Annotated in this window: 14 protein-coding genes; 9 read left to right on the top strand and 5 right to left on the bottom strand. The window is 72.8% G+C overall.

Features of this window, described 5'->3' with window-relative positions:
* Nucleotides 1–26: 26 nt before the first annotated feature.
* The gene (locus AB0P07_RS17665) at nucleotides 27–1,211 is read left to right on the top strand and encodes an NAD(P)/FAD-dependent oxidoreductase (protein ID WP_365551455.1); all 1,185 of its coding nucleotides are present in this window, start codon (nucleotides 27–29) and stop codon (nucleotides 1,209–1,211) included.
* Nucleotides 1,212–1,236: 25 nt separating this feature from the next.
* Nucleotides 1,237–1,905, top strand: coding sequence for a class I SAM-dependent methyltransferase (locus AB0P07_RS17660; protein WP_365551452.1), 669 nt, complete (start codon nucleotides 1,237–1,239; stop codon nucleotides 1,903–1,905).
* Nucleotides 1,906–2,032: 127 nt separating this feature from the next.
* On the opposite strand, the gene AB0P07_RS17655 is transcribed toward AB0P07_RS17660, so the two are convergent.
* Entirely contained in the window at nucleotides 2,033–2,743 is a 711-nt protein-coding gene (locus AB0P07_RS17655; protein WP_165285779.1) for a BTAD domain-containing putative transcriptional regulator, read from the bottom strand.
* Between the two features lie 327 nt (nucleotides 2,744–3,070).
* Here AB0P07_RS17655 and AB0P07_RS17650 point away from each other — a divergent pair, with 327 nt between their 5' ends.
* The gene (locus tag AB0P07_RS17650; RefSeq protein ID WP_365551448.1) at nucleotides 3,071–4,456 is read left to right on the top strand and encodes an AMP-binding protein; all 1,386 of its coding nucleotides are present in this window, start codon (nucleotides 3,071–3,073) and stop codon (nucleotides 4,454–4,456) included.
* Nucleotides 4,453–6,834, top strand: coding sequence for a non-ribosomal peptide synthetase (locus AB0P07_RS17645; protein WP_365551445.1), 2,382 nt, complete (start codon nucleotides 4,453–4,455; stop codon nucleotides 6,832–6,834). Before AB0P07_RS17650 ends, AB0P07_RS17645 begins: the two co-directional genes overlap by 4 nt.
* Before the next feature lie 72 nt (nucleotides 6,835–6,906).
* Here AB0P07_RS17645 and msrB read toward each other — a convergent pair whose 3' ends face one another.
* The 4 genes from msrB to AB0P07_RS17625 form a co-directional block, all read right to left on the bottom strand.
* Entirely contained in the window at nucleotides 6,907–7,314 is a 408-nt protein-coding gene (msrB, locus tag AB0P07_RS17640) for a peptide-methionine (R)-S-oxide reductase MsrB (RefSeq protein ID WP_365551442.1), read from the bottom strand.
* Nucleotides 7,315–7,328: 14 nt separating this feature from the next.
* Nucleotides 7,329–8,717, bottom strand: coding sequence for a UDP-N-acetylmuramate--L-alanine ligase (gene murC / locus AB0P07_RS17635; RefSeq protein WP_365551439.1), 1,389 nt, complete (start codon nucleotides 8,715–8,717; stop codon nucleotides 7,329–7,331).
* Nucleotides 8,718–8,780: 63 nt separating this feature from the next.
* On the bottom strand, nucleotides 8,781–9,254 hold the full coding sequence (locus tag AB0P07_RS17630; protein WP_365551436.1) for an indole-3-glycerol phosphate synthase: 474 nt from the start codon (nucleotides 9,252–9,254) through the stop codon (nucleotides 8,781–8,783).
* Nucleotides 9,255–9,472: 218 nt separating this feature from the next.
* Nucleotides 9,473–10,267 (bottom strand): pyrimidine reductase family protein, encoded by a 795-nt coding sequence (locus AB0P07_RS17625; RefSeq protein WP_365551433.1) that lies wholly within the window; start codon nucleotides 10,265–10,267, stop codon nucleotides 9,473–9,475.
* Nucleotides 10,268–10,460: 193 nt separating this feature from the next.
* Between AB0P07_RS17625 and zapE the strand changes: the two genes are divergently transcribed.
* From zapE to AB0P07_RS17600, 5 genes are all read left to right on the top strand, one after another.
* Nucleotides 10,461–11,573 carry a cell division protein ZapE gene (gene zapE / locus AB0P07_RS17620; RefSeq protein WP_365551430.1) on the top strand — a complete coding sequence of 371 codons (1,113 nt, stop codon included), beginning with the start codon at nucleotides 10,461–10,463 and terminating at the stop codon, nucleotides 11,571–11,573.
* Between the two features lie 112 nt (nucleotides 11,574–11,685).
* Nucleotides 11,686–12,537 (top strand): slipin family protein, encoded by an 852-nt coding sequence (locus tag AB0P07_RS17615; RefSeq protein ID WP_365551427.1) that lies wholly within the window; start codon nucleotides 11,686–11,688, stop codon nucleotides 12,535–12,537.
* Between the two features lie 89 nt (nucleotides 12,538–12,626).
* Nucleotides 12,627–14,024 carry a PhoX family protein gene (locus tag AB0P07_RS17610; protein WP_365551424.1) on the top strand — a complete coding sequence of 466 codons (1,398 nt, stop codon included), beginning with the start codon at nucleotides 12,627–12,629 and terminating at the stop codon, nucleotides 14,022–14,024.
* Between the two features lie 66 nt (nucleotides 14,025–14,090).
* The gene (locus AB0P07_RS17605; protein WP_365551421.1) at nucleotides 14,091–15,614 is read left to right on the top strand and encodes an FAD-dependent oxidoreductase; all 1,524 of its coding nucleotides are present in this window, start codon (nucleotides 14,091–14,093) and stop codon (nucleotides 15,612–15,614) included.
* 89 nt (nucleotides 15,615–15,703) lie between these two features.
* Nucleotides 15,704–16,570 (top strand): polysaccharide deacetylase family protein, encoded by an 867-nt coding sequence (locus AB0P07_RS17600; RefSeq protein WP_365551418.1) that lies wholly within the window; start codon nucleotides 15,704–15,706, stop codon nucleotides 16,568–16,570.
* Nucleotides 16,571–16,581 lie beyond the last annotated feature (11 nt).

The raw sequence follows: 16,581 nt of genomic DNA, 5'->3' as shown, positions 1-16,581 counted from the left end.
ACGACGATGCCGTGCGAGGTGGAGCCATGGAGACGTACGACGTTGTGGTGGTCGGCGCGCGGTGCGGCGGGGCTCCGGCGGCGCGGCTGCTCGCCGGACAGGGCCTGCGGGTGCTGCTCCTCGACCGCGGAGCACGGGGTTCCGACAAGCTGTCGACCCTGTACGTCCATCAGCCGGGCGTGGCGTTCCTGCGCGCGTGGGGAGTACTGGACGAGGTCCGTGCGACGGGCGCGCCGCCCATCACCGGCCTCACCTACCGGGTGCGGGACGTGGTGCTGCGCGCTCCGGGGCCCGAGGTGGGCGGCGGCAACGAGGCGTACGCTCCGCGCCGCGGTGACCTCGACGCCATCCTGTGCCGGGCCGCCGAGGCGGCGGGAGTGGAGGTCGTCCACGAGGCCTCGGTCACCGAGCTGGTCCACGAGCGGGGACGCCCGGCCGGTGTGCGTTACCGCAAGGCGGGTCGCTGGCACGAGGTCCGGGCGGACCTGGTCGTCGGCGCCGACGGGCTGCGCTCGACGGTGGCGGGGCTGGTCCCGGCGGAGTCCTATGCCGTACATCCGAAGCTGAGCTGCTGCGTGTACGGCTACTGGACCGGTCTGGACGCGGGGTTCGAACAGCACCAGGGCGACGGCCTCTGGGTCGGCGTCATCCCCACTGCGGGCGCGCACGTCGTCGCCTGCTACTTCCGCCAGTCCGAGTTCGCGCGGGTGCGCATCGACGTGGCGGGTGCCCACGAGCGGTGCCTGCGCGCCGCGGCCCCTTCGGTGGCCGAGCGGCTGGCCGGCGCGGAACGGATCGGGCGGCTGATCGGCATGGGCGACCAGCAGAACTACTTCCGCACCGCGAGCGGCCCCGGATGGGCGCTGGTCGGGGACGCGGGACACCACAAGGACTCGCTGACGGCGCGCGGCATCACGGACGCCTTCGTCCAGGCGGACCTGCTGGCCCGGGCCGTGGCGGCGGCGGGGTCGCTGCGGCCCGCGCGCATCGACCCCCACCTCGCCGCGTACGCCCGCGAACGCGACCGCCGCATGATGCCGTTCTACCGCTCCACGCTCGCGGTGGCGCGGCTGGACGTGGAGGCCGAACGACTGGCGGAACTGCGGCGCATCGCCGCTTCGCCGGAGCTGTGCGCCCGGTACGGCACGGCGGTCGCGGGCGTCGTGACTCCCGAGGAGTACCGGCTGCACGACGCGGCACTGGCGCCGTGACCACACCCGACCACAGGAGGAGCGGATGACCTCGACGACCGGCGATCCGGCCGAGCTGCGCGGCGACGCCGACATGTACACCAGACCGGTGCTGATGATCTACGACCCGATCGCGCTGGGGATGGTCTGCCCCGTCGCGTGGCGCTGTTCCCGCCGGACGATGCTGTCCTTCTACAACGACAGCGTCAGGGGCGACCACCTGGACATCGGTCCGGGCTCCGGCTTCTTCCTCGACAAGTGCCGTTTCCCCACCAGGACTCCGCGCATCACCCTGCTCGACCTCAACGAGTTGGTGCTGCGCACCGCGGCCGGGCGCATCGCGCGGTACCGGCCGACGACCGTCGTCCGGGACGTGCTCGGCGATCTCGACCTGGGCGAGCGGAAGTTCGAGTCGGTCGCCCTGCAGAACGTGCTGCACTGTCTGCCCGGGACGATGAAGCAGAAGGGCGTGGTGTTCGACAACGTCCGCCCGTACGTCGCCGACGGCGGTGTCGTCTTCGGCTGCACCGTGCTCGGCAAGGAGCCCCCGTTGCCGGCCCACGGCCGGTGGATGATGGAGAAGTACAACCAGGCCGGTTCCTTCCGCAACACCGAGGACGGCCTGGAGGAGCTCGAGGCCCAGCTCGCGGCGCGGTTCACCCGGTACTCGGTGCGCACGCGCGGTGCGGTGGCGTTCTTCGAGGGTCACTGCTGAGACCGTGAGCCGGGGCGGGCGGCACGCACCGGAGTGCGCGCCGCCCGGCCCCTTCTCGCGAGAACCACGGATTCCGGGGACCCCGGTGTCCCGGTGTGCCGGAAATCGCGGTGGCTTCCGCGCCGTCCTACGGCGTCGCCACGTCGCAACGCTTCATGACCGACGACAGTACCGACCGCGTCTCACCGCTCACCGGGACGCCGAGTTCGTCGTGGAGCCGGCTTTCACAAACGCTGTACCATTTCAGTGCCATTCCGAGATCACCCCTTTTTCCGTGGAGTTCCATCATCAGGCGGTAGGTGCGTTCGTTGTAGGGGTCGATTTCACTGGCGCGCCGGCACCACTCAATCGCCCCGAAGTCGTCTCCGCCCTTGATCGCCAGGGCGGCGAGCCGCTGCACGACCTTCAGGCCCGTCGACTGGTGCCAGGCCCTTTCCGTTTCCGCCCAACGCGCCTCCTCGCTCGGCAGGAAAGGGCCGCGGTACAGCGCGGCGGCGGCCTTGTACTCGCGCACCGCGGCCGCCCGGTCGCCCCGCTGTTCCAGGGTGAACCCGCGCGTCGCGTGCCCGCGGAAGGCCTCGCAGTCCACCCAGATGCCGGAGGCCCGCAGCACGTACCCGAAGTCCTGGTACTCCACCCGGACACCGCTCGTCAAAGGCCCGTCCGCGAGGGCCTTGCGCAGCGCGTGGGCGGCGACCTTGAGCGAGCTGTTGCCGGGCGACTTGTCCTCGCCCGGCCACAGCACCTCGCTCAGGACGTCTCGGGACACGACCGTGTCCCGCCGAGTGATCAGATACTGCAGGAGGTTCCTGGCCTTGCCGGCGCGCCAGCGCGCCACCGGGACTCCATCGGCCAGGACCTCGAAGTCCCCCAGCAGCCTCACTTGTAATTCGCCACAGATCACGTATCCCCCAACACATGTGTGATCTCACCCCGTTGTCGGCGAAGCTGTGCCGTCCTGCGGATACAAGGAGCGACGCATCTCGTGACGATCGCACCGCGACCGCTGGTTCCCGGACGGCAGTCGTCAGCCTAAATGATCCATTTCAGAACAGCCAGAAGCCGGAAAGCGGTGTTCAGCAAGGAACACTTTCAAACGTCACCCAACATCACCGGCGAGTCCGCGCATAACCCGGCACGAACCGGGGGGCCTTACGTTCCTTGCATGACGCTCAGTATGGAAGACGGTGTACCGGCGGCCCCGTCCCCGCACGGTGAACGGCAGGCCGCGTACTACGAGTCGCTGCTGGACCTCGAGCGGCGCTGGGACGGCGATCCGTCCTCGGCGGCACTCGCCGCCTGGCGCGAGCGGCGCACGGCCGAGGTGGTCGACTGGGTGAGGGCCGAGTCGCCCTTCTACGCGGAGCGGCTGGGCGACGAATGGCAGGGGGAGAAGCAGGACTTCTTCACCACCAAGGCGGACCTCGCGGCGGCCGGCCTGTCCGTCCTCAGCGGGTCGGTCGAGGACGCGCAGGTCTACTACGAGACGACCGGCACCACCGGCCCGCCGACGCCGTGTCCCCGTTCGCCGCTGGAGGTCGCCGTCAGCAACCGGGGGATCCTCCGCGCCTGGCGGGAGATGCTGTCCCGGCACTTCCCGGGCGAGCGTCCCTTCGTCGCGGTGCTGGGCCCCTCGGAGCTCTACGCCTTCGGGGACGTCTTCGGCGACGTCGCGCGGTCCTGCGGCCTCGGCCACGTGAAGCTGTGGCCCGACTCCCCGCGCGTCGGGTTCGCCAAGGCGCTGCGCCTGCTGCGGGAGCTGTCCGTCTCGGTGGTGGCGTGCGCGCCCTCCATGGTGCTGGAGCTGGCGCGGGAGCTGTTGCGCACCGGCCAGGACCCCGCCGACCTAAGCATCCGGCAGTTCCTCGTGCTGGGGGAGGTGAGCACTCCCGAGTTCCTCCGCAATGCCGGCACGCTGTGGCCGGGATCGCGGGTCGGGCCCGGCATGTACGGCTCGCAGGAGGCGATGTGCATCGCCGGCGGCTGGCCCGACGGCCGGCTGCGGCTGTCCGAACCCAACTACGCCGTGGAGCTGGTCGACCCGGACACGGGCACGCCGTCGGCGGGCGACACCGGCGAGCTGGTCGTCACCATGCTCACCCCGGGCGTGAAACCGCTGATCCGCTACCGCACCGGCGATCTGGTCCGGATCGACCCCTGGGCACCGGGAGACCTGCCGGGGCGCGCGCTGACCGTGCTGGGCCGGGCGAGGGACAACGTGGTGTTCGCCGCCGGCGGCCCGGTCACGGCGTACGACCTGGAGGAGGCGGCCCTGACCGGGCTGGAGCGCTGCCTCGGCTACCAGATCGTCCTGGAGGACGCCGCGGGGGCTTCGGGGGCGCCGGGGGACCTGCTGGTGCTGCGCGTGCAGTTCGCCGATGCGGCGCCCGCACCGGAGCGGACCGCGGCGGCCGTCGGGCGGCTGACCGCACTGACCGGTGCCGAGGTGCGCGTGGAGGTCGTCGACGACCTCGACGCACGGGCTCATCAGGGCGCCCTGATCAGCTGGAAGGCCGCACGCATCGTGGACAACCGCAAGGGGGCGCGGTGAACCCGGAGAGCACTACGGAACAGGAAACGCCGTCCACGCGTCCCGGCCTGCACGTGGCGGGAGACCACCGCGCTCCGCACGCCGCCGTCAGCCACGTGGTGCGGCGAAGGCCCGACCCCGACGGGTCCGGCACCGCCCTCAGGGCGGCCGTGCTGGCCACCATGGTCCGGTACTGCCGCGGCGGCCGGGTGGACGTGGCCGACCACCGGGAGGTGCGGTCGTACGACGTCGACCTCGACTCCCCCCTCGGTGAGCTGCTGGAACTGGCCGCCACCGACGGTGTCCCCCGGCCTCGGGCCGCGGAGGCGTCCGTCGCGCTGCTGCCCGTCGGCAGGGCTCCGGTGGTGGACGCCACGCTCTGCGTGCAGTGGGCCGGTGACGGTGCCGAGGAGTTCGTGGTGGCCTCACCGGCACGCCAGCACGGTCCCGTCGCGGTACGGCAGTTCGCGGATGCCGTGCGGACCTTCCTCGAGGTGTTCGCGGAGGCCGACGGGCCGTCCCTGGCGCAGATGACGGTGGCGTCCGTCGGCATCCTGGACGCCGGGCACGACGCCGCCGTCGGGCGGGGACCCGTGCTGCCGCCGGCCGGTGAGCAGGTCCACCGCGCGGTCGCCCGGCTCGCTGTCGAGGCCCCGGACCGCCCCGCCGTCGAGGACGGGGACGTCGTCCTCACCTACCGGCATCTGGCCGGCGCCATGCTGGCCACCCGGAACCGGATGCGCGCGGCCGGAGTGGCCGCCCACGACGCGGTGGCCGTCGCGATGGACCGCGGGGCCGGCAGCGCGGTGGCGCAGCTCGCCGCGTTCGCCGCCGAATGCCGCGTCGTCCTGGTCGACCCGGCCCTCCCGGCGGCCCGCATCCGGTACATGCTGCGGGACTCGCGGGCCGCCCTGGTGGCGGTGGCCTCCCCGGACCACGAGGTGGCCCGGCTCGCCGCCTCCCTGGGCCTCGCCACGCTCGTGCCCGACACGGACCCGGCGCAGGCCCGCCCACCGGAGCCGGCGCCGCGCGGGAGTGCGGCGGCGCTGCCCGAGCTTCCGGAGCACGCGGTCAGCCACATCGCCTACACCTCCGGTTCGACCGGCGAGCCCAAGGCGGTGCAGCTGCGGCACGGCCCCATGCGCAACACCGCGACGGCCCTGGCGCAGGCCTGCGGACTGTCGGCCGCCACCCGCGGCTCCTGGTTCTGCCCACCGGGCGTGGGCATGGTCGAGGTCGACATGTTCCCGGTCCTGGCGGCCGGCGGCACGGTGGTCGTGGCCCCGGTGTCGGTCGGCACCGACCCGGTGGCCGTCCAAGGGTGGCTGCTGGACCACCGGATCTCCCACACCCTGCAGACCACCGTCGTCGCCGAGCACCTGCTCAAGATGGCCTGGCCCGCGAAGCCGGACCTGGTCTCCATGCGGGTCGCCGGCGAACGCCAGCGGCTGTGGCCCCCCGCGGACTGTCCCTTCCAGGTGCTCAACGTCTACGGCTCCACCGAGGCGAACGTCGTGGCCGTCTGCGACCTGACGGAGTTGGTGCGCGAGGGCGCCGGGCGGGCCGGCCTCGCCCCGCCGATCGGCCGTCCGGTACGCAACGTCGCCCTGCACATCCTCGACGAGGAGCTGCGTCCCCTGCCCCGCCACGCGGTGGGCGAACTGTGCATCTCGGGCCGCAGCCTGTCGCGCGGCTACCTCAACCACGAAGCGGCGAACGCCCAGCGGTTCCTGCCCAATCCGCTGCCCGGGGAGGAGTTCCCGGTCCTCTACCGCAGCGGGGACCTGGCACGGATGGACGGCGACGGCCTGGTCGACGTGGTGGGCCGGATGGACGACGAGGTGAAGATCCGGGGCTACCGCGTCCACCCGGGCGCCGTGGAACGGGAGCTGTCCACCCTCCCGGGTGTCGCCGCCTGCGCGGTGATCGCGGAGCAGCCCGAATCCGGGGAGTCCCGGCTCGTCGGCTACGTGGAGCGGGCTCCCGGCCCGGTGGGCTCCGCCCTGGACTCCTCCCGCGTCCGCAAGGAGCTGGAGCGGCTTCTCCCCGCGTACATGGTCCCGTCCGTCCTGACGTTCGGCCCGCTCCCGGTGAACCGCAACGGCAAGATCGACCGGGCCGCCCTGCGCGAACGCCCCCGGGCGGGCCACCGGCACCGGGCCCCCGCGTCCGAGACGGAGCGCAGGCTGGTGGAGCTGTTCGCACAGGTCCTGGGCCAGGGCGACGTCGGTGCCGACGACCACTTCTTCGAGCTGGGCGGCAGCTCGCTGAGCGCCGCCCTGCTCGTCCGGAAGGCCGCGGAGGAACTCGGTGCGGAACTCACCCTGGTGGACCTCATGGAGGCGCCGACGGCCGCCCGGCTGGCCCTCCGCTGCGCGCCGCCTGCCCCGGGCCCCTGAGAGGGCGCCGGGACCGACGGGCCCGGCCGGACGACGCGACGCGTCCGGGCCCTGCGACGGGCCCGGACCGCCTCAGCTCTCGGCCGGGGCCAGCCTCAGGGAGATCGAGTTGATGCAGTACCGCTGGTCGGTCGGGGTCGGGTAGCCCTCGCCCTTGAAGACGTGCCCGAGGTGCGACCCGCACCGGGCACAGCGCACCTCCGTGCGGACCATGCCGTGGGAGCGGTCCTCGATCAGCTCGACCGCGTCGGTGTCCTTCGGGTCGTAGAAGGACGGCCAGCCGCAGTGCGACTCGAACTTGGTCGTGGAGGTGAACAGCTCGGCGCCGCAGGCGCGGCAGGAGTAGACGCCCTCGGTCTTGGTGTCGGTGTACTCACCGGTGAAGGCCGGCTCCGTGGCGGCCTCGCGCAGCACGGCGTACTCGGCCGGGGCCAGCTCCGCCCGCCACTGCTCGTCCGGCTTCTCGACGTCGTACGACATGAGTCCTCAGCCCCTTACTTCGGCAGTTCGTCCAGGATGCGCGGTCCGAGGTCGGTGACGTCGCCCGCGCCCATGGTGAGAACGAGATCACCGGCCTTCGCCATTCCCGCGACCAGCGCGGGCGCCGCGTCCTTGTCGTGGACCGGGGTGACGTCCGCGCCCGCCGCGCGGGCCGCCTCGATGATCAGCTCGCTGGTGACGCCCGGGATCGGGTCCTCGCGGGCCGGGTAGATGTCGAGGACGACCGAGGCGTCGGCGAGGGCCAGCGCCTGGCCCATCTCCTTGCCCAGCTCCTGGGTGCGGGAGAAGAGGTGCGGCTGGAAGAGGACCAGGATGCGGGCGTCACCGACCGCGGCGCGCATGGCCTCCAGGTCGGCGGTCATCTCGGTGGGGTGGTGCGCGTAGGAGTCGACGACCTGGACGCCGGCCGCCTCGCCCTTGAGCTGGAGGCGCCGCTTGACGCCGGTGTAGGCGGCCAGCGCCGGGGCCAGCTCGGCGGCGGGGACGCCGAGGGCGGCGCCCGCGGCGAGGGCGGCGACGGCGTTGTGGGCGTAGTGGCGGCCGGGGACGGAGACGGCGAAGGTCAGCTCGGCCCCGTCGAGGACGACGGTGACCTCGCTCTTCAGGCCCTGCGGGACGACCGACAGGATGCGCACGTCGGCGTCCTCGGACTCCCCGTACGTCACCGTCCGCACCGTGCCGGCCAGTCGCCGGGTCAGCTCCCGGGCGCCCTCGTGGTCGGCGGCGATCACCAGGGTGCCGCCGGGGACGATCCGGCCGGCGAAGGTCTCGAAGGACGCGTAGATCTCGTCCATCGAGGCGTAGTTGGCGTGGTGGTCCAGCTCGACGTTGAGGACGATGGCGACCTCGGGGGCGTACTTGTGGAAGCTGCGGTCGCTTTCGTCCGCCTCGGCGACGAAGATCTCGCCGTCGCCGTGCAGGGCGTTGGAGCCGGGGGCGTCCAGGTCGCCGCCGATCGCGTACGACGGGTTCAGGCCCAGCTCGGACAGGGTGACCGCCAGCATCGAGGTGGTGGTGGTCTTGCCGTGCGTACCGGCGACCGCGATCGGGCGCAGGCCGTTCATCAGGGCGGCCAGGGCGTCGGAGCGGTGCACGACCGGGATGCCCAGCTCGGCGGCGCGGGCCAGCTCGGGGTTGTCCTCGCGGATGGCCGAGGAGACGACCACGCAGCTCGCGTCGTCGGCGAGGTGGTCCGCCGCGTGCCCGATGTGCACGGTGGCGCCCAGCGCGCGCAGCGCCTCGGCGGTCGCGGACTCCTTGGCGTCGCTGCCCGCCACGGCGGCGCCGCGCTGGGCGAGGATCTTGGCGATGCCCGACATTCCGGCGCCGCCGATGCCGATGAAGTGCGGTCGGTCCATGGCGGTAGGAAGGCCGGGTGCCATGCGCTGTTCTCCCAGGGTGATCCGTTGACGGGCGCGCCCCCTCTGCGGGGGCGCGGCACCAGCCTATGCCTTGCTGTGCGAGAAGAGTTTCAGGACCGGTACGCCGACCTTGTGCCGGGCCCTGGAGGCCCAGTCCCGGTGGAAGAACTCCTCCACGTAGTGCGGATCGGTCAGGACGATCACCTCGTCGGCCGCGATCTCCGTGACCAGGGCCTTGAGCTCGTCCAGCGGATGGTTCTCGATCAACCGGCCCTCGGCCCGGGCGCCGGACGCGCGCAGGGCGGTGAGGGACACCTCCAGGGCCCGCTCGCCCACGCTCTGCGCCTCCCGGCCCTCCGGTGTCTCCCCCTCCCGCACGGCGTCGTCGAGCTCGCCGAGCGCGACGTCGTCGATGGCCCGCAGCAGGCGGTCCGCCTGATCGCCGCGCGGCTGGAGCAGCACGTGGAAGGCGACCTGCTCGTCCCCGTGCAAGGTGGTGACGAACTCCACGTCGGCGGACGTCAGGGCCTTCTCGATCATCAAAACGCTTGTGAACACCAGGCGCCCCTTCTCCTTCGAGGGCCCGTGGGCCCACCCTCCGTAGGCCGGAAACGGACCCTGCGGAAACCATCCTGCCCCGTGATCGCACGGGTACTGCCGGAATCAGTGTGCCCGGCGGAGACTAAACGGAACGAGAGATTCCGCCGATTCCCGGATGTGCGGTAACGACCGAACCGCTGTCCGGTCGTCGTCGCCCACTCGTGCCCGGGATCGCCCTAGTCACGCCGGTAACGGCTGAAGAGGAAACCTTCCTCCTCCAGGAGGGACACCAGTGCGAACCGCCGCGGAACCTCGACCGCCGGTCCGCCCGCGATCCGCTGCGCGCTCCCCGCGGTCAGCATCGGGGAGACGGTCAGGCACAGCTCGTCGAGCACCCCGGCCGTGACGAACTGCCCCAGCAGCCGCGGACCGCCCTCGGTCAGCAGCCGGGTGTGCCCCAGCTCCGCGAGTGCCGTGCGGGCACGGGCCGGGTCCACGCCGACGCCGTCCCCCGCGGTCACCACCCGCACCCCGGCCTTCTCGGCGGCCGCGATCCGGTCCGGGGCCGCGGCGGCTCCGGTCAGGACCAGGGTGGGTACGGCCGAGGAGGTGAACAGCGGCAGCGAGAAGTCCAGCTCCAGGCTCGCGCTGACCACGGCGATCGCAGGCACGGGTGCCTGGCCGGCGGCCCGCCGGGCCTCGGCGAAGTCCGCCCGCGCGCGGGCCGGGCGGTAGCCCTCCTGCCGTACCGTCTCGGCCCCGGCGATCACCACGTCCGCCAGCGCGCGCAGGGTGCCGAAGATCCGCATGTCGGCCGCGCTGGAGATGGGCTGGGAGCGGCCGTCGTGCTGGGCGGCGCCGTCGAGGGTGGAGACCATGTTGGCCCGCAGCCACGTCTCGCGCCGTCCGTCCGGCTCGGGATAGGCGTAGGCGGTCGCCAGCTCGGCCAGGCTCCACTCCCGATCGGTCCCGTCGAAGCCCGGGCCGGCTGTCTGATCGGTCACAGGGGGCAGGGGGAACAGGCGTCGCATGGGGTGCAGTGTTCCACGCCCCCGCCGCCCCAACCGCGCGGGCCGACGCCCTGACCACCGCGCCGGCCCGCCCGGTGGGCCGCCGCCGGCACCCGTCGCACGCCTCCGCCCGCGGGGCCCTGCCCGCCGGCTCCGCTTCCGTGCGCCTCGCGGACGACAAAGGCCTGTCGGGCAGGCTTTACCATTGGGCACCGTGTCGTCCTCCTCCGCCGCCTCCAGTCCCGCCCCGATAACCGGGACGGCTCCGGCCACGGTCTCCCTGTGCGCCCGCGAGCCCCACGTCCCCGCGGACCGTCTGGTCGCCGAGATGGTGCCCCCGCCGCGTTTCGACTCGGTCCGCTTCAGCACGTACATCCCGGACCCGAACCAGCCCAGCCAGAGCGAGGCCGTACGGGTCCTCGAGGGCTTTGCGAGCGGGCTGGGCGAGGCTCCCGGCGCGACCGGCGGCAGGCGCGGGTTCCTCGGGTTCGGCCGCGGCAAGGCGCCGAAGGCCCCGGCCGGCCCCCGTGGCGTGTACCTCGACGGCGGCTACGGCGTCGGCAAGACGCACCTGCTGGCCTCCCTGTGGCACGCCACCCCCGCCGAGCCCTCCCGCAAGGCCTTCGGCACCTTCGTGGAGCTGACCAACCTCGTCGGCGCCCTCGGCTTCCAGCAGACCGTGCGGACCCTCTCCGGGCACCGCCTCCTGTGCATCGACGAGTTCGAGCTCGACGACCCGGGCGACACCGTCCTCGTCTCCAGCCTGCTCGCCCGGCTCGTGGAGGCGGGCGTGGCGCTCGCCGCCACCTCCAACACGCTGCCCGGCAAGCTCGGCGAGGGCCGCTTCGCGGCGGCCGACTTCCTGCGCGAGATCCAGGGCCTGTCCGCCCACTTCCGCGCCCTGCGCATCGACGGCGAGGACTACCGCCACCGCGGTCTGCCCGAGGCCCCGGCGCCGTACTCCGACGAGCGGGTGACCCGTGCCGCACAGGCCACCGGGGGTGCGTCCCTGGACGACTTCCCCGCCCTCCTCGACCATCTCGCCCGCGTCCACCCCAGCCGCTACGGCGCCCTGACCGACGGCCTCACGGCCGTGTGCCTCACCGGGGTGCGCCCGGTGCCGGACCAGTCGACGGCGCTGCGGCTCGTGGTGCTCGCGGACCGGCTCTACGACCGCGAGGTGCCCGTCCTGGCGTCCGGACTGCCCTTCGACCGGCTGTTCAGCGAGGAGATGCTGAAGGGCGGGTACCGCAAGAAGTACTTCCGGGCGATCTCCCGGCTCACCGCGCTGGCCCGGGACGCGGCCCGTCTCGTCGAGACTCCCTGAGGGGCCGGGCCGCGGGGGCCCGGTTCACGCCCGCCCAGGCCTGACACGGGGCCCGTACCGGGCCTATCGTGACGGTAAGGGTGAAATCGACCCTCCCATCCAGGAGGTCGTCATGGTCCAGGAGTTCCTGACCGCGATCGTCGCCGTCGTCTGCGTGGGCGTCCTCTACGTCCTCGCGGCGGCCCGGGTCGTCAGGCAGTACGAACGCGGGGTCGTCTTCCGGCTCGGACGGCTCGCGGGGGAGCCACGAGGTCCGGGCTTCACGATGATCGTGCCGTTCGTGGACCGGCTCCACAAGGTGAACCTGCAGATCGTCACGCTGCCCGTGCCCGCCCAGGAGGGCATCACCCGGGACAACGTCACCGTGCGGGTGGACGCCGTCGTGTACTTCAAGGTCGTCGACGCGGCCAACGCGGTGGTCAGGGTCGAGGACTACCGGTTCGCCGTCTCGCAGATGGCCCAGACCTCACTCCGGTCGATCATCGGCAAGAGCGACCTGGACGACCTGTTGTCCAACCGGGAGAAGCTCAACCAGGGACTGGAGCTGATGATCGACTCTCCGGCGGTCGGCTGGGGTGTGCAGATCGACCGGGTCGAGATCAAGGACGTGTCCCTGCCGGACACCATGAAGCGCTCGATGGCCCGCCAGGCCGAGGCCGACCGGGAGCGGCGCGCCCGGGTCATCAACGCCGACGCCGAGCTGCAGGCGTCGAAGGTGCTGGCGCAGGCGGCCCGGCAGATGTCCGAGACGCCCGCGGCCCTGCAGCTCCGGCTGCTGCAGACCGTGGTGGCCGTGGCCGCCGAGAAGAACTCCACGCTGGTGCTGCCGTTCCCGGTGGAGCTGCTGCGGTTCCTGGAGAAGGCGCAGGAGCGCCCGGAGCACGCACAGGACCACTCGGAGCATCCGGAGCGCCCGGAGCACGTGGAGCCCGTCGAGCACGACAAGCACCCGGTCGAGCGGTGACACGAGCGACACGCGTGGTTCCCGGGGCTCCTGGCAGGTGATAGACACAGCGGGGTCACAGTCCTGTCCGCCAGCAGGAAGGTCACCCCATGTCCGCAACTCGACGCCAGGTGCTCGCCCGTACCGGAGCACTGGGCGCAGGCATCGCCTTCACCGGCGCCCTCTCCGAACTCTTCGCCGGCACCGCCGCCGCCCAGCCCGGGGGCCACAGCGGCTACGGTCCCCTCGTCCCCGACCCCGACGGTCTGCTCGACCTGCCCAGGGGCTTCCGCTACCGCGTGCTGTCCCGCGAGGGCGACGAACTGCGCTCCGGAGAGGGACCGGTGCCGTCCAACCACGACGGCATGTCGGCCTTCCCCGGGCGTTCCTCCGACAGACACGGCCACGGTCACGGGAACGCCCACACCTACCTGGTCCGCAACCACGAGAACCGCGCCGGCGGGCGCGTCCCGGTCCCCACCGTCGAGGGCCTGACGTACGACCCGCAGGGCAAGGGCGGCTGTACGGCGCTGGCGCTGGACTCCCGCAACCACGTCCTGTCCGAGCGGGTCGCGATCGCCGGTACGGCCGTCAACTGCGCGGGCGGGCACACGCCCTGGAACACGTGGCTGACCTGCGAGGAGACCGAGGACCGGGCCGGTACCAACGGCTACACCAAGGACCACGGCTTCATCTTCGAGGTCGACCCGGTCGACCCGCACCGCACCGGCGCCGTACCGCTGACGGCGATGGGCCGCTTCCAGCACGAGGCGATCGCCGTGGACCCGCGGCGCGGCGTCGTCTACGAGACGGAGGACGCCTTCGAGCGGCCGTTCGGCCTCTTCTACCGCTTCCTGCCCGAGAAGCCGCTGGGCGGCCTGGGCTCGCTGCGGGCGGGCGGGCGGCTCCAGGCGATGCGGGTGCCCGGCGTGCCCGACCTCTCCTCGATCCAGGAGACGGGCGCGACCTTCGACCGCATCGAGTGGGTGGACGTACCCGACCCGCTGGCCGACGGGACGCCGATCCGCTTCCAGGACTTCGGCCGGGGCGGCATCACCCACGCGCAGAAGCTGGAGGGCTGCTACTGGGGCGGACGGAGCGTGTACTTCGTGTCGTCCTTCGCCCACAGCGACGACGGCTCGGCCGCCGACCACTTCGGCCAGATCTGGCGCTACGACCCCGAGCGGCGCCGGCTCACCCTGGTGATCGTCTTCGGCCCGGACACCGACGTGCAGTTGCCCGGCGAGTCCCCGGACAACATCTGCCTCGCCCCCAGCGGCGGCCTGATGGTCTGCGAGGACGGCAACGGCGCACAGCACGTCTTCGGCGTCACCCGGCGGGGGGAGGTGTACGCGATGGCCCGCGGCGCCCAGAACATCGGGACGGAGGAGGAACCCGAGTGGGGTGAGTTCGCCGGTGTCACCTTCTCCCCCGACGGCGACACGATGTACGTCAACTGCTACACGCCCGGCACCACCTTCGCGGTGACGGGGCCCTGGCGCAGGTAGCGGCGGAACACCGGCGGGGCGCATCGTCCGGTCACTGAAGCCTCCACCCCTGGGTACTCGGGCCGCATGACTCGGAACGTGCAGGTCAACGGCTCGTACTGGCTTCGGACGGCACCGGGCGGCGCGCCCCGCCCCGCGCTCGCGGAGGATCTCGACGTCGACGTCGCCGTGGTCGGCGCAGGCGTCGCGGGTCTCAGCACGGCCTGGGAGCTGGCGCGGGCCGGGCGGAGCGTGGCGGTCCTGGAGGCCGGCCGGGTCGCCGCCGGTGTCACGGGGTACACCAGCGCCAAGCTGACCGTCCAGCACACCCTGGTCTACGACAGGCTGCGCCGCACCCGCGGCCCCGAGGGCGCCCGGCTGTACGCCCGCTCGCAGTCCGAGGCGATCGAGCGCGCCGCCGGGATCGTCGCCGAGCTGGGCGTCGACTGCGAGTGGGAGACGCGCGACGCGTACACCTACGTCCGCGATCCGGGCCGCGTCGACGAGGTGCGGGCGGAGGCGGCCGCCGCGCAGGAGGCGGGGCTCCCGGCGTCGTTCGTGACGGAGACCGGGCTGCCGTTCCCGGTGGCGGGCGCCGTGAAGGTGACCGGGCAGGCCCAGTTCCACCCCCTGAAGTACCTGCGGGCGCTCGCCGCGGACCTGGAGGCGCAGGGCGGGCGGATCTTCGAGGACACCACCGTCCAGGGCCTGGACGAGGGCGAGCCGTGCCGGGTGCGCACGGAGGCGGGAGCGACGGTCACCGCCTGGGACGTCGTGGTCGCCACGCACTACCCGATCTTCGACCGCGCCCTGCTCTTCGCCCGCCTCTCCCCGCGCCGCGAGTTGGTCGTCGCCGGGACCGTCGAGGCGGACCGCGATGTGGACGGCATGTACATCACGCCGGAGGAGAACACCCGCTCGGTGCGTACGGCGCCCCTGGACGACGCGGGCCGCCGCCTGCTCGTCGTCACCGGGGAGCACTTCACGCCGGGTACGGGCGACACCCGGGAGCGCTTCGAGACCCTGGCCGCCTGGGCGGACGAGCACTTCCCCGGCTTCGAGCGCACGTACGCCTGGGCCACCCAGGACATCGACCCCACCGACACCGTGCCGATGGTGGGCCCGCTGCATCCGGGCGCGCACCACACGTACGTCGCCACGGGCTTCGGCGGCTGGGGGCTGAGCGGCGGCATGATGGCGGGCCGGCTGCTGACGGCGCAGATCCGCGGCGAGGAGTGCGCGTGGAGCGGGCTGTACGACCCGCGCAGGCTGCGTACCGCGGTGCGCGAGGCGCCGGCGCTGCTCAAGACGCAGGCGGAGGTGGCCCGGCACTTCGTGGGCGACCGGCTGCGGCCCGTGCCCCCGGTGGACTCGCTGCCGCCGGGCGAGGGCGCGGTGGTCCGGGCGGGCGGCGACCGGCTCGCAGTCTACCGGGACGAGGCGGGCGCGCTGCACGCCGTCTCGGCGCGCTGCACCCACCTGGGCTGCCTGGTCGCTTTCAACGCGGCCGAGCGCGCCTGGGAGTGCCCGTGCCACGGCTCCCGCTTCGACACGGACGGCAAGGTGATCGAGGGTCCGGCGACGAAGCCGCTGGAGCGGCGGGACATCTGACGCAAGGGCCTGAGCCGGGAGAGTGACCGGATCGGCACGTCAGCTCACATAGTCATACAAACAGAACATCCCACCCGTACGTTCGTACGGTGATCTCTCTCGTACGACGCGCGACCGTGCTCTGTGCCCTGGGCGCCGCCCTCACCGCCTGCGGAACGAGCGGTGCCGGGCAGACCCCCCGCCCCGCGCCCTCGGCCCCCGCCCCGTCCCCCTCCCGGACGCCCACCCTCGCCCCCGGCCCCGCCGGACTGACCCCCGTGTTCGAACACGGCCCCCGCACGGACGGTACGCAGGGCGGCACGAAGGACGGCAAGACGGTCGCCCTCACCTTCGACGCCGACATGACCGCCGACCAGGGGCCGCGGGCGGCCGCGGGCGAACGGTTCGACAACCCGCGGCTGATCGCGACGCTGCGGAGGCTGAAGGTGCCGGCCACGGTCTTCATGACCGGCCGCTGGGCCGAGGAGTACCCAGACGAGGCCCGTTCCATCGGCCGGGACCCCCGTTTCGAGATCGCCAACCACTCCTACAGCCACTACGCCTACACCGACGACTGCTACGGCCTGCCGACGGTCGCCAAGGCCGACATGCGCTCGGACCTGGAGCGCGCGTACGCCGCGTTCGAGAAGGCCGGAGTGCCGAACCCGATGCCGTACTTCCGCTTCCCCGGCGGCTGTTACGACGACGCGGCCCTCAAGGAACTGTCGGCCACCGGGGTCACCGCCGTGCAGTGGGACGTGGTGAGCGGGGACGCCTTCGCCACGGACGCCGGCGCGGTGACCCGGCAGGTCCTCGACGGGGTGCGGCCGGGTTCGGTCGTCGTCATGCACTGCACGCGCAGCGCCGCCCCGGTGACCGAGGAGGTGGTGCGGGCGGTCGTGCCCGAGCTGCGCCGCCAGGGCTACCGCTTCGTGAAGGTCTCGCAGCTCGTCGGCGCCGCGAACGGGCACGCCTGACGTCCTGCGCC

This window comes from Streptomyces sp. NPDC085944, assembly GCF_040686295.1.
Lineage (GTDB): Bacteria > Actinomycetota > Actinomycetes > Streptomycetales > Streptomycetaceae > Streptomyces > Streptomyces salinarius.
This window is presented reverse-complemented; position numbering and strand designations above follow the sequence as displayed.

Coding starts and splice junctions, on each gene's coding strand:
- AB0P07_RS17665 (WP_365551455.1), top strand. CDS start 27: ATGGAGACGTACGACGTTGTGGTGGTCGGCGCGCGGTGCGGCGGGGCT.
- AB0P07_RS17660 (WP_365551452.1), top strand. CDS start 1,237: ATGACCTCGACGACCGGCGATCCGGCCGAGCTGCGCGGCGACGCCGAC.
- AB0P07_RS17650 (WP_365551448.1), top strand. CDS start 3,071: ATGACGCTCAGTATGGAAGACGGTGTACCGGCGGCCCCGTCCCCGCAC.
- msrB (WP_365551442.1), bottom strand. CDS start 7,314: ATGTCGTACGACGTCGAGAAGCCGGACGAGCAGTGGCGGGCGGAGCTG.
- murC (WP_365551439.1), bottom strand. CDS start 8,717: ATGGCACCCGGCCTTCCTACCGCCATGGACCGACCGCACTTCATCGGC.
- AB0P07_RS17625 (WP_365551433.1), bottom strand. CDS start 10,267: ATGCGACGCCTGTTCCCCCTGCCCCCTGTGACCGATCAGACAGCCGGC.
- AB0P07_RS17615 (WP_365551427.1), top strand. CDS start 11,686: ATGGTCCAGGAGTTCCTGACCGCGATCGTCGCCGTCGTCTGCGTGGGC.
- AB0P07_RS17610 (WP_365551424.1), top strand. CDS start 12,627: ATGTCCGCAACTCGACGCCAGGTGCTCGCCCGTACCGGAGCACTGGGC.
- AB0P07_RS17605 (WP_365551421.1), top strand. CDS start 14,091: ATGACTCGGAACGTGCAGGTCAACGGCTCGTACTGGCTTCGGACGGCA.